The 12692-nt window shown below is 44.2% G+C and carries 14 protein-coding genes; 2 read left to right on the top strand and 12 right to left on the bottom strand.

Features of this window, described 5'->3' with window-relative positions; all coding sequences use genetic code 11:
* Window positions 1-81 precede the first annotated feature (81 nt).
* Window positions 82-414 carry a YlaH-like family protein gene (locus OC538_RS00340; protein ID WP_251694926.1) on the bottom strand — a complete coding sequence of 111 codons (333 nt, stop codon included), beginning with the start codon at window positions 412-414 and terminating at the stop codon, window positions 82-84.
* A 67-nt stretch (window positions 415-481) separates the two neighbouring features.
* Window positions 482-2323: a translational GTPase TypA gene (gene typA / locus OC538_RS00335; RefSeq protein ID WP_251694927.1), complete on the bottom strand. Its 1842-nt coding sequence runs from the start codon at window positions 2321-2323 to the stop codon at window positions 482-484.
* Window positions 2324-2420: 97 nt separating this feature from the next.
* Between typA and OC538_RS00330 the strand changes: the two genes are divergently transcribed.
* Window positions 2421-2606: a YlaF family protein gene (locus OC538_RS00330; RefSeq protein WP_251695309.1), complete on the top strand. Its 186-nt coding sequence runs from the start codon at window positions 2421-2423 to the stop codon at window positions 2604-2606.
* Window positions 2607-2647: 41 nt separating this feature from the next.
* Here the strand turns inward: OC538_RS00330 and OC538_RS00325 are convergent, their stop codons facing one another.
* Window positions 2648-3439 (bottom strand): inositol monophosphatase family protein, encoded by a 792-nt coding sequence (locus OC538_RS00325; RefSeq protein WP_262172825.1) that lies wholly within the window; start codon window positions 3437-3439, stop codon window positions 2648-2650.
* Between the two features lie 138 nt (window positions 3440-3577).
* Window positions 3578-3775: a hypothetical protein gene (locus tag OC538_RS00320; protein WP_060205169.1), complete on the bottom strand. Its 198-nt coding sequence runs from the start codon at window positions 3773-3775 to the stop codon at window positions 3578-3580.
* 159 nt (window positions 3776-3934) lie between these two features.
* On the opposite strand from OC538_RS00320, the gene OC538_RS00315 reads away from it, so the two are divergent.
* Entirely contained in the window at window positions 3935-4561 is a 627-nt protein-coding gene (locus tag OC538_RS00315; RefSeq protein ID WP_262172823.1) for a YktB family protein, read from the top strand.
* 36 nt (window positions 4562-4597) lie between these two features.
* Here OC538_RS00315 and OC538_RS00310 read toward each other — a convergent pair whose 3' ends face one another.
* The 8 genes from OC538_RS00310 to OC538_RS00275 all read right to left on the bottom strand — a co-directional run bounded on the left by OC538_RS00310 (window position 4598) and on the right by OC538_RS00275 (window position 12655).
* Window positions 4598-4870, bottom strand: a complete 273-nt coding sequence (locus OC538_RS00310) for a UPF0223 family protein (RefSeq protein ID WP_251694930.1) — start codon at window positions 4868-4870, stop codon at window positions 4598-4600.
* Between the two features lie 18 nt (window positions 4871-4888).
* Window positions 4889-5845 (bottom strand): NAD(P)H-dependent flavin oxidoreductase, encoded by a 957-nt coding sequence (locus tag OC538_RS00305; RefSeq protein WP_262172819.1) that lies wholly within the window; start codon window positions 5843-5845, stop codon window positions 4889-4891.
* Between the two features lie 16 nt (window positions 5846-5861).
* Window positions 5862-6716 (bottom strand): polysaccharide deacetylase family protein, encoded by an 855-nt coding sequence (locus OC538_RS00300; RefSeq protein WP_262172818.1) that lies wholly within the window; start codon window positions 6714-6716, stop codon window positions 5862-5864.
* A gap of 148 nt (window positions 6717-6864) precedes the next feature.
* Window positions 6865-8277, bottom strand: coding sequence for a dihydrolipoyl dehydrogenase (gene lpdA / locus OC538_RS00295; protein WP_262172817.1), 1413 nt, complete (start codon window positions 8275-8277; stop codon window positions 6865-6867).
* Between the two features lie 4 nt (window positions 8278-8281).
* Complete coding sequence (locus OC538_RS00290) at window positions 8282-9628, bottom strand: dihydrolipoamide acetyltransferase family protein (protein ID WP_262172816.1); 1347 nt, start codon at window positions 9626-9628, stop codon at window positions 8282-8284.
* Window positions 9629-9667: 39 nt separating this feature from the next.
* Complete coding sequence (locus OC538_RS00285) at window positions 9668-10645, bottom strand: alpha-ketoacid dehydrogenase subunit beta (protein ID WP_251694935.1); 978 nt, start codon at window positions 10643-10645, stop codon at window positions 9668-9670.
* A gap of 3 nt (window positions 10646-10648) precedes the next feature.
* Window positions 10649-11764, bottom strand: coding sequence for a pyruvate dehydrogenase (acetyl-transferring) E1 component subunit alpha (gene pdhA, locus OC538_RS00280; RefSeq protein WP_251694936.1), 1116 nt, complete (start codon window positions 11762-11764; stop codon window positions 10649-10651).
* A 249-nt stretch (window positions 11765-12013) separates the two neighbouring features.
* Window positions 12014-12655 (bottom strand): YkyA family protein, encoded by a 642-nt coding sequence (locus OC538_RS00275; RefSeq protein WP_262172812.1) that lies wholly within the window; start codon window positions 12653-12655, stop codon window positions 12014-12016.
* Window positions 12656-12692 lie beyond the last annotated feature (37 nt).

Genomic DNA, 12692 nt, shown 5'->3' with positions numbered 1-12692 from the left:
ATGCAAAAAGCGAGAATGGAAACGACTTATCGTTTCCATTCTCGCGATGATCCGACTAAGAGGACTTTTTCAGTGCCCTTGTCAAACGGTGGAGTTTTCTTTATGTTCATTCATTCTGCGAAGCCTATAGATGATCAAAATAAGCGCCGCAACGATAAGGCCTTCCACAATCGGAAGGAATATGGCAAAAAACGTCAAGATGATACATCCTACAAATAGGAAGCTATAGACGACTACGTTTTGCCAAAACTTTATTTTCCGTGCAAAACCTAACTTGTAAACAATGGCGGATAGGATGAATACAACTGCGAACAACAAAATCCCAGTTACTGAAGATGATGTCAGCTCATAAATCATTCGAACAGTTGGAGACATGGCTTCGATTGTATCTGCATCCCCGATAGTACCATTCATGTAGCACATTCCCTTCTAAACAAAGCGATTGTACGCATTCTTTTTTACTACCTTTAGTCAGTAAAAATTACTCACCGAGTTTTTTCTTCTTTTGTGCACGCTCACGTTCATTTTTATCAAGAATTTTCTTCCGTAGACGAATCGACTGCGGAGTCACTTCACAATACTCATCATCTCCAACATATTGCAAAGCCTCTTCCAATGAAAGAATCCGTGGCTTTTTCGATGTCACTGTTTGATCTTTCGTCGCAGACCGAACATTTGTCGCTTGTTTGGCTTTTGTCAGATTGATTGTCAAGTCCGTATCACGGTTGTTTTCACCGACTACCATACCTGCGTAAATTTCCGTACCTGCTTCGACAAACATGACACCGCGATCTTCCAACTGCATTATACTATAACCGGTCACTGTTCCCGTTTCCATCGATACAAGCACTCCATGTCGACGGCCGCCGACTCTGCCTTGCGCTACAGGCTTGTAGGAATCAAATGTATGGTTAATGATTCCGTACCCTCGTGTAAGTGAAAGGAATTCTGTCGAATAGCCGATCAAACCACGTGCAGGTACTAAGAAAATCAAACGGACTTGTCCATTTCCGTTATTGATCATATCTTGCATTTCGCCTTTACGCTCACCGATCGATTCGATTATTGAACCTGTATATTCTTCCGGCACATCAATCTGTACGCGTTCGACGGGCTCTGAACGTACACCATCAATCGTCCTGATAATAACTGCAGGTTTCGATACTTGCAGTTCGAATCCTTCACGACGCATATTTTCAATCAAGATTGAAAGATGAAGCTCCCCACGTCCCGATACGACCCACGCATCCGGTGAATCCGTCGGTTCAACACGTAATGAAACGTCAGTCTGCAATTGCTGTTCAAGTCGCTCTTCAACTTTTCTCGCTGTCACCCATTTGCCTTCTTTTCCGGCAAAAGGACTATTATTGACTAGGAATGTCATTTGCAGTGTCGGCTCATCGATATGAATTGCCGGCAACGCCTCAGGATGATCAATCGGGCAAACTGTTTCACCGACATCAATATCTTCCATCCCAGAAACAGCTATCAAATCTCCTGCATAGGCTTCTTGGATTTCAATTCTCTTCAACCCAAGGAATCCATACATCTTCGTCACACGGAAATTTTTTGTTGATCCGTCACGTTTTATGACCGTTACTTGCTGGCCTACTTTCATCGTACCTCTAAACACTCGTCCAATACCAATACGACCTACATAATCACTGTAATCGAGTAATGATACTTGGAACTGTAACGGTTCTTCACGGTTATCGACAGGGGCAGGAATTTGTTCAACAATCGCGTCATATAGCACGCGCAATGTATCTTCCTGTTCGGCAGGGTCCGGTGAAAGACTTGCTGTTCCATTAAAACCAGAAGCATAGACAACCGGGAATTCAAGTTGTTCATCATTTGCATCCAATTCTATAAATAATTCGAGCACTTCATCGACTACTTCTTCGGGACGCGCAAAATCACGGTCAATTTTATTAACAACAACAATTGGTTTCAAATTCGATTCCAATGCTTTTTTCAATACGAATCGGGTTTGCGGCATACATCCCTCATAGGAGTCGACGACTAACACGACACCATCAACCATCTTAAGGATCCGCTCAACTTCCCCTCCAAAATCAGCATGTCCAGGTGTATCAAGAATATTGATTTTCGTGTCTTTATATTCAATTGCTGTGTTTTTTGCCAGGATGGTAATACCACGTTCACGTTCAATGTCACCCGAGTCCATGGCACGCTCTTCTACATGTTCATTCGACCGGAAAATTCCGGATTGCTTCAAAAGTTGATCGACTAACGTTGTTTTTCCGTGGTCTACGTGGGCAATAATCGCTATATTACGTAAATCATTACGATGATTTGTCATGTTTTCACTCCGTTATCTATTATCAGATGATTAACTGTGTTATTATAGCACATAAGAACAATATTAAAAAACATTTTTATTCGGGAGATGTTTCATGTTGAAGGATATTAAATGGGTTTTCGTCTTTTATTCTCTTGCCGCGGTCGCAGCAATGAGCGGAATCGGCATTGCAGTCGGCATGCGTAGTATCCCGGTTGCCATTGCCGCTATCCTCGCTCTTATCTTCGTCATGGGTAATGGTTTCAAAACAAAGAAAAAAATGCGGGAACAAGGCATTCTTTAAGGAAATACCTGAGAGGGGCTGCAATTTGGCAGCCCCTTTTTTTATTTGAGTTTAATATAATTCCTTAGTATTTCGTCGTGCAAGCCCGGCCTAGCAACGATGAACGTGTCTTGTCCGAGCAAATGCGGTTGTTCACCTTTCAAATTCGTAGTGACCGCCCCCACTTCCTGAGCAATGATCATGCCTCCTGCAATATCCCATGGAGATAACCGCAAAGACAGATACGCATCGATCCTGCCTGATGAAACATATGCAAGCTCAATAGCTGCCGAGCCATACGACCTCGTCCCCCTACACTTCTGCACCATTTCCGCAATCGGTCCATTTTCAACTCTCCGGTTGGGCGCAACCCAGCTTGCATTCACACCGATGACCGCTTCCGCAAGCGGCGTGTTCTCTAGCACTGGAAGCCTTTCATCATTGAAGTACGCACCTTCATCTTTAACTGCGTGATAAAAATCATCATTCATCACATCATACACATAGCCGAGCATGCCGATTCCATCGGCATAAATACCAAGGGAAATCGCAAAATTCCTTTTCTGGTGGATGAAATTCGTTGTGCCGTCAATTGGATCAAGCATCCAGATGATCCCTTCCAACGATTCAATTTCGTCACCAAAGCCCTCTTCTCCTAAAATCCTGTGATTAGGGAAATCTTTGTTAATCCGATGTATGAAGAATTGTTCTATTTCACGGTCGATATTCGTCACAAGGTCATTCGCTTCTGCTTTCGAATCAACATCAATCGTACTAAAAAACGAAATCCTGATTTTATGCCCGGCTTCTTTTATTAACGATTTTGCATACCGGTCAATAGCTCCCCAATTCATGTCAACACCTCGTCATCTACATGCATGTTAATTTATTATAGCATACTGCCTATTCTCAAACAAAAAGGCACCTTAACACTGTCTCCCCAGGTTGAAGAGTCTCAGTGCAGGTGCCTAATTCGGTTCACTGACTTTCTGTTATGCAAAAGCATTGAAAGTCTCCAACTCACCATGTATTTCAGTGAGTCTGGTTTTACTTTTCTCGACTTGCTTGGAGTCATTCTCTTGCACAGCATCATATAATGTTGCTAGCTCATAGTCCAATTCAAGATGCAGAAGCTTAACATACTCCTTTTCGATTTCGGCTTTACGGATAATGTGAACGACTTGCTTCATTACTAACACCCCTTTTAATGTGATTTTCTTCAACGATGCATTTACTTACTTCTAACTTATGCTGTCCGAGTTGCTTTGGTTAGTTATAAGCCTTCTTGTATAAGATTGTTCCCCATTTTCTGTTACGATAAACGTGGTTATTGAAATGGAGGGATTAAATTGACGCAAGGTTTTTGGACAACGGAAGATTTTAATGTCTTTTCCATCGAGGGATTGGAACATAGAATGCATGCACTTCAAACTAAGATCCAGCCAAAGTTTGAAGTGATTGGCGCTCAAATTTCTACATACTTGTCTTCCCGCGGGACAGGGGAGTTTTACCCGCATGTTGCAAAGCATGCTAGGAGGACCGTCAATCCGCCGAATGACAGCTGGGTCGCATTTGCACCTGCGAAACGTGGATATAAGGCACTGCCCCATTTTCAGATTGGGTTATGGGGAACCCATCTTTTCATCATTTTAGCTGTCATTTACGAAAACCCCGATAAGAAGGGAATCGCGGAAAGGCTTAGCAAGAATGCTACCATGATTACTTCTTTGGCAAATGACTTTGTAATTTCAGGCGACCATATGAAGCCGGAAGCCTTTATAGTGGAGGAAATCGGGATGGAAGGCATTGAAAGCTTATTGGAAAGGCTGCAAACTGTAAAAAAAGCAGAATTCATCATAGGCAGGCATCTATCCCGCAACGCTGCGACAGAGCTTTCACAAAAGGAGTTCTTCGATTTTGCGGAAGAAACAATTGATCAGCTTTTTCCGATATACGATATTGTCATTGGTGCGTAAAAAAGGGTGGATGCATAGTTATGCATCCGCCCCCTTTCATTTACCGGTTAAGGAATCACCGTCACGGCCTTCTTTTGCCTTTTTGACAATACGGTAACTGTTAAAGCCGCTCGCTTCTTCGAACTCCTTAAAGATCGTCTTTTCTTCCGCCATGGAAGGGACGACTTTCTTGAACGCCTTATAGGCATCCATGAATTCTCCCCTCGCTATTTGCGTTTCGTGCGCTTTCTCCACTGCTTGAAAAAACGCGACTACGTCAATGATTTCTTCAGTCGTCCAATGGTGACTGAGAGGATAATTATAATCCATTTTATTCTTCACCTTTCCTTATGCCCATTTACTTCTAATACCTTGAGCCTGCTCTACCATGCGGTCGATCAATTCTCCTACAGCGGGAATATCAGCAATCATGCCAGCAACCTGCCCCGCCCATCCGAAACCGCTTTGTTCATCTCCGTTGTGAATGAATCGACGATTGGCGCCACCGCTAATATAATCCTTCAGTTTATCATAATCAGCATTTTCAGCTTCCATACGTAAAATATTTTCCGTCCAACTTCCTGCGAGCGCTCTTGCAGGAGCTCCAAGTGAACGTTTAATGACGACGGTACCCGTTTCCTCTGTTTGAAGTAGGGCTTGTTTATACTCGATTGAAGCATGGACACATTCTTTTGTCGCTATGAAACGTGTACCCATTTCAATCCCTTCCGCGCCTAATGCATGCGCGGCCATCCAGCCCCTTCCGTCTCCGATACCGCCAGAAGCGATGACTGGGATCTTCACTGCATGTACCACTTGGGGAACTAACACCATGGTCCCAATATCTTCACGGCCTAAATGGCCTCCTCCTTCATGTCCGACAACCATTACAGCGTCCGCACCTAGCGATTCAGCCTTAACCGCTTGTCTTTTGGCAGCGACCAATACAAGCTTCTTCACATCAGCACCGCCGACATAGTCAAAGAAAGGCGAAGGATTTCCGCCTGTTACCGAAAGAACCTTTACCTTCTCATCCAAAGCGACGTCCAGCATGTGCTCATATGGACGTCCATGCTGACCAATTGCAAAATTGACTCCGAATGGTTTAGCCGTCATCTCCCTGAGCTTCCTGATTTCTGCACGCAGCGCTTCCGGTGAATCCAAGCTCATTGCTGTTATTTGACCAAGTCCTCCCGCTTCAGAAACCGCTGCAGCCAACTCCGCATAGGCAAGATAGGCCAATCCCCCTTGAATGATCGGATATTTAATCCCCAGCAAATCTGTGACTCTCGTATTCCATTCCACAATGCTCTCCCCTTACTTATCCCCATTGTTCATCATCCAATCCCTTAATGAGTTTCGGATCTACAAATTCATATCCTTTGTCCCTTAAACCGTTTATGATTTCTTCCAATGCATCAGCAGTCCAATCCCTATCATGCATCAACAAGTTGGAGCCGTTACGGAGAAGTTCCGTATTCACCATAATATCCGCAATTTTTTCCTTCGTCATATACTCTTTCTCGAAATCGTAGCCATATGACCAGTTCATTACTTGCATCCCTTCACTTAAAGCAAGAGCCTTGCTGAAGTCAGTATTCGCGCCGAACGGAGCTCGGAAAAACCGCGGGCGTTCACCGGTAATTTCTTCTACTAGGTCATTGACAGAAATGATCTCTTCCCGTTGTTCTTCCTCAGACAACGTTTTCAAATTCGCATGTGTCTGCGTATGATTCCCAATCGTGAATCCCATATCATGAATTTCTTTTAGGATCGCTTTCTTTTCATCCGATGCAATAAAATGGCCATTGACAAAGAAGATGGCGGGAGCGTCTAGTTTTTTTAATGTTTTCGCCATGTCCAGCGCCCTTTTGTCAGGTGCATCATCGATTGTCAGGAGTACAACTTTCGGATTCGCATCTCCGATAGGCTGGATGGAGAATGTTTTCGGATTCAGTTCGTATTGTGGAATTTGCTCAATCGTTTCAGCTTGCTCTTGTGATTCGGCATCCACATCTATTTTCTGTTGTTCTTCATCTGATTTGAACTGTTCTGCATTCTCCTCCACTTGAGCTGATTGTTCATCCTTTTCCTTGTTTTCCTTTGTTGCTTCTTCGTTGCACGCTGCCAATAGCAACATGGAGAGAAGCGATATGTATAGCAAGCTTTTCTTCATCGTATCCTCTCCTTACCCTAATTATCCAAGTGATTGTTTTCATCCTATCACGATTTGGAAGACGCCTTCAAACGAAGTGATGTGGCAAGAATGGGAAAAGCGTCTGAAAGGCTTATCATACCTTCAGACGCTATCATTCTATCTATACTTATTTAGTGATCATATGAATCGGTTTTCCAAGTGCTACTTCCGCAGCTTCCATGGAAATCTCACCGAGTGTCGGGTGTGCGTGGATAGTCATTGCAATGTCTTCCAACGTCATTCCAGCCTCGATTGCAAGACCAAGCTCCGCGATCATGTCGGATGCATTTTCACCGACGATTTGCGCGCCTAGTAGAAGACCGTCTTCTTTGCGTGATACAAGTTTAACGAATCCATCAGTTGCGTTAAGCGCAAGCGCCCGGCCATTTGCAGCAAACGGGAATTTGCCCGCAACAACTTCATAACCTTCTTCTTTTGCTTGTTGTTCATTCAAACCGACTGTAGCAAGCTCAGGGTCTGTGAAGCAGACAGCAGGGATTGCCATATAGTCGATTTCGGATTTCTCGCCAGAAATCGCTTCCGCGGCAACTTTCGCTTCATAAGAAGCTTTATGCGCAAGTTGTGGTCCGGAGACGATATCACCGATTGCATAGATGTTTGGAATGCTAGTACGGCATTGTTTATCAACATCAATCAGTCCGCGTTCAAGGAATTTGACGCCCATTTCTTCAAGACCGATTTCATCAGTGTTTGGACGGCGACCGACAGTTACAAGAACATAGTCCGCTTCGACTTTTTTCTCTTCACCTTTTGCTTCGTACGTAACAACAACGCCTATGTCAGATTCTTCAACACCTTTAGCAGATGCCTTCACAACGATTTCTACGCCTTTTTTCTTTAGGCCTTTTTTAACGATTTGCGTCATTTGTTTTTCGAAGCCGGCAAGGATGTCATCGGCCCCTTCGATAATCGTCACTTTGGAACCGAGGTTTGCATAGGCTGAACCAAGTTCCGTACCGATATAACCGCCACCAATGACAACAAGATGCCCAGGAACTTCTTCCAGATTGAGTGCACCCGTGGAATTGATCACACGTTTCGAATACTTGAATGAAGGAATTTCAACCGGACGTGAACCAGTCGCGATAATTGCATTTTTAAACTTATACGTCTGTGATGATGTCTCATCCATCACTTTTGCCGTGTTCGCATCAACGAAGTACGCTTCGCCTTTGACGATATCCACTTTGTTCCCTTTTAGCAATCCTTCAACGCCGCCTGTCAATTTCTTGACGACGCCGTCTTTGAATGCTTGCGCTTTTGAGAAGTCAAGCTTTACATCGGTCGCTATAATTCCCATATCATCGGAATCTTTTGCGGATGCGTAACGATGCCCTACTGAAATAAGGGCTTTCGAAGGAATGCAACCTACGTTGAGACAAACTCCGCCGAGATTTCCTTTCTCGACGATTGTAACTTTCTGTCCTAACTGAGCTGCGCGGATTGCCGCAACATATCCTCCGGGGCCGGATCCTACAACAAGTGTATCCACTTCGATTGGAAAGTCTCCTACTACCATATGCTTACGCCTCCATTAATAAAAGTTCTGGATTACCGAGCAATTTCTTAATGTGGTTCAGAGCCTGCTGTCCTGTAACACCATCAATCACCCGATGATCGAATACCAAAGATAATGCTAACATAGGTGCGGCAACAATTTCACCATTTTTTACTATCGGCTTTTCAGAAATGCGCCCGATTCCGAGAATTGCAACTTCCGGATGGTTGATGATCGGCGTGAACCATTGTCCACCTGCCGAGCCGATGTTTGTGATCGAACATGATGCGCCCTTCATTTCAGCAGGACTCAATTTACCATCCCGCGCTTTTTCAGCGAGTTGGCTAATTTCCTCTGAAATCGCAAAAACTGATTTGCGATCTGCGTGCTTGATGACCGGAACAAGCAATCCACGGTCCGTATCTGCGGCAATACCGATATTATAGTAATGCTTTTGGACGATTTCCTCTTTTTCATCATCAAGAGATGTGTTCAATTGAGGGAATTCACGCAATGTAGATACGAGTGCCTTCACAACATACGGAAGGTATGTGAGCTTAATATCTTTTTCAGCAGCGATTTCCTTGAATTTCTTGCGATGCGCAACAAGCTCCGTCACATCGATCTCATCCAACAGCGTCACATGAGGTGCCGTATGCTTGGAATTGACCATCGCCTTGGCAATTGCCTTCCGGATTCCAGACATTTTTTCACGTGTTTCAGGGAAGTCGCCTTCCAATGCGATAGGAGCTACAGGTTTCGCTTCTTTTTCTTTCGTTTGCTCGACTACGGTTGATTGAGCCTCTTCGGCAACTTGAGAAGCCTTCTGTTGACCGCCGTTTAAGAATGCTTCAATGTCCTCTTTCAAGACACGGCCATTTTTACCTGTCCCTTGCACTTGATGGATATCAACTTCCTGTTCACGAGCGAACTTACGGACAGATGGCATGGCAATAACACGATGTGAGGGCACATCGCCTGTTTGCCCTTTTGCTGTAGGTGCAGCTTGTTTCAGTTCAGACTGATTCTTCTGCTGTTCTTCTTTGTCGATTTCTTGCCCTGCCTCAGCTGTTGCCTGGACTTGGGCTTCAGTCTCTTCTGTACCTTCTTCCACTGCGTTTTGGCTTTCATATCCAGGAGCGTCAAAACGGATTAAGACGTCACCAACGACAGCGACTTTACCTTCTCCGACAAGAATATCTTCTACTGTACCCGTTACAGGGGATGGTATTTCTACAACTGCTTTATCGTTCTGGATTTCAAGAAGCGTGTCATCTTCATTGATTTTATCGCCTTTCGCGACAAACCATTTTACGACTTCACCCTCGTGTATTCCTTCCCCGATATCAGGTAAACGGAATTCATATGCCACAAGATTCACCCTTTCTTAGTATCAGAGCCAAGCTCCGAATCAGAATGTCAATACTTTCTTAGCTGTTTCAATAATATCTTTCGCGTCCGGCAACCAAGCGTTCTCACCTTGAGCAAAAGGATAAACCGTATCAGGTGCTGTTACACGCAAAACTGGTGCTTCCAGGCTCAAGATTGCACGTTCCGTAATTTCAGAAACAACATTCGCTGCGATTCCTGCTTGTTTTTGTGCCTCTTGGACAACGATCGCGCGGTTTGTCTTTTCAACAGAAGCGATGATCGTTTCGATGTCCAATGGCTGAATCGTACGCAAGTCGACCACTTCTACGGAATAGCCTTCTTTTTCAAGCGCTTCCGCAGCTTTCAGGCTTTCATGGACCATTGCGCCGTACGTAATAATTGAAAGGTCCGTGCCTTCGCGCTTCACATCTGCTTTACCTAACGGAATCGTGTATTCTTCTTCAGGAACTTCCTGCCTGAATGAACGGTAAAGCTTCATATGCTCTAGGAACACGACCGGGTTCTCATCGCGGATTGCAGAGATCAAAAGACCTTTTGCATCATAGGGCGTTGATGGGATGACTACTGTCAGACCTGGTTGGGATGCAACGATCCCTTCAAGGCTATCAGCATGCATTTCAGGAGTGGCAACGCCGCCGCCAAATGGGGAACGGATCGTTACAGGCGCGTTGTATCTTCCGCCAGTACGGAAAGATTGACGAGCCAATTGGCCGCTGACAGAGTCAATCACTTCAAAGAGGAATCCGAAAAACTGGATTTCCATGACCGGACGGAAGCCAGTTAGTGTCAACCCAACCGCGAGTCCGCCAATCCCTGATTCAGCAAGCGGCGTGTCAAATACACGCTCCTCACCAAATTCTTTTTGCAAACCTTCAGTTGCGCGGAAAACACCGCCGTTCACCCCAACGTCTTCACCGAAGACGAGGACGTTTTCATCATTTTTAAGCTCCGAACGCATTGCATCGGTAATCGCTTGAATCATCGTCATTTGTGCCATCGGTTACTTCGACTCCTTCTCTGTATACAGTTCAAATTGCTCTTGCAAATTGGATGGCATATCGCCTTTGTACATTATTTTCATAAAATCGGTCACTTTTTGTTTTGGTGCAGCATCCGCCTTTTTAATGGCTTCTTTAATATCCTCTTTCGCACGCTCGATTACTTCGTTTTCCTTCTCTTCATTCCAAATGCCTTTACCTTCAAGGTATTTACGGAATCGGATGAGAGGATCACGTTTTTCCCATTCGGTATCAGTGTCAGATGTACGGTAACGGGTAGGATCATCTCCTGCCATTGTATGTGGACCGTAGCGGTAGCACATTGTTTCAATCAGTGTAGGGCCTTCTCCATTAACGGCACGTTCCCTTGCGTCGCGCGTTGCAGCGTATACAGCAAGCGCATCCATTCCATCAACAAGAATGCTCGGAATCCCAGCCGCAATACCTTTTTGAGCAAGCGTTTTCGCAGCTGTCTGCAGTTCACGGGGAGTGGAAATCGCATATTGGTTGTTTTGAATAACGAAAATCGCAGGCGAACGATATGCTCCTGCAAAGTTGATCCCTTCATAGAAATCACCTTGTGAAGTACCGCCGTCACCCGTATACGTCATTGCCACTGCTTTAATTCCACGTTTTTGGAAGCCGAGAGCGACACCTGCAGCTTGAATATATTGTGCGCCGATGATGATTTGCGGAAATAACACATTTAACCCTTCAGGAAACGCGCTTCCTAAATAATGTCCTCGGGACCATAAGAACGCCATATGTAATGGTAAACCGTGGAATATGAGTTGCGGGACATCGCGATAACCCGGCAAGATGAAATCTTCCTTTTCAAGCGCAAAGTGGGATGCGAGTTGTGATGCTTCCTGACCTGCTGTCGGTGCATAGAATCCAAGCCTTCCTTGGCGGTTCAATGAAATAGAACGCTGATCCAAAATTCTTGTATAAACCATTCGCGTCATCAATTCTGTCAATTGGTCATCAGACAAATTCGGATCCGCGTCTTTATTCACAATCTCGCCTTCTTCGTTCAAGATCTGGAACATTTCAAACTGTTCTTCAATCGAATGAAGCGTTTTCACCGGGTCGAACTGCTTTGCTTGTTTTGCAGCCATGCGGCACCTCTCCTTTATATCTGTATTATTTTTAAGTGTTTCTAATAATGATACAACCGTCTTCACTAATCAGTATACTTAAAGAGGACTAGTAGGTCAATCACTGTTGTTCTTAGCGTTACGGAAAGATTGCGTATTCCGAATTATAGCAATTACCAATACTGTACTACTACAATATATCATCTGTATTATAATAGATTAACGAAAAGAAAAAGTGGAGTCGCAATGCCTCCACTTTACCCATTTCCTTTATTCTTCTTGTTCTAAACTTGAAAACACATCTTCTTTTAGTGAATTAACTTCTTTCGTCGCTTCATTGAACTCAGCTATTGCGGTTTGAACGATACCATTTTGTCCGTTCACTTCTTCCACCTTCTGTTTCAAGTCTTCCAGTTTAACATCTTCAGAAGATAGCATTCCGTAAAATTCTCTTTGAATGGAAGCAAGCTTTCTATACTCTTCGATAAAAGTGGAATGAAGAGCATATCGCTTCAACGCTGCTTCTTTCAATTCCAAAATTTGACCCCTCTCGGAATCGGATGCATTCTCTGCAATTGTGTCAAGTTCACCGACAAATTCTTCTGCTTTTTTTATAGCAATTTCCTCTTTATCTAAATGGGTAAGTCTCTCATCTAACAGTTTTTCCAATTCATCGATTTTGGAACGCAGTTTGTCTACGTCTTCTTTCGTCAACTCCATCGTTTCGGTAAAAGTCTTCTGTTCAGTTTTTTCTAGTTCGGTTAATTTACTCTGCGTGTCACGATATTCAGTTTCGGACTCATTCATTTTCGTCAAAGCTTCAGAAAGTTGCTTTTCCGTCGACTGCCCGATACTGCAGCCGGATAATGCTAATATGCCCATAGCAACTAAGCTTACAAGTTTTTTATTCATTGAATTTCCTCCAATCTGAGTTTCACTATAACTGTAT

This window comes from Saccharococcus sp. Marseille-Q5394 (assembly GCF_946901335.1).
GTDB classification, from domain to species: domain Bacteria; phylum Bacillota; class Bacilli; order Bacillales_A; family Planococcaceae; genus Sporosarcina; species Sporosarcina luteola_C.
The sequence above is the reverse complement of the archived record's forward strand: the minus strand, read 5'-3'. Positions and strand labels throughout refer to the sequence as shown.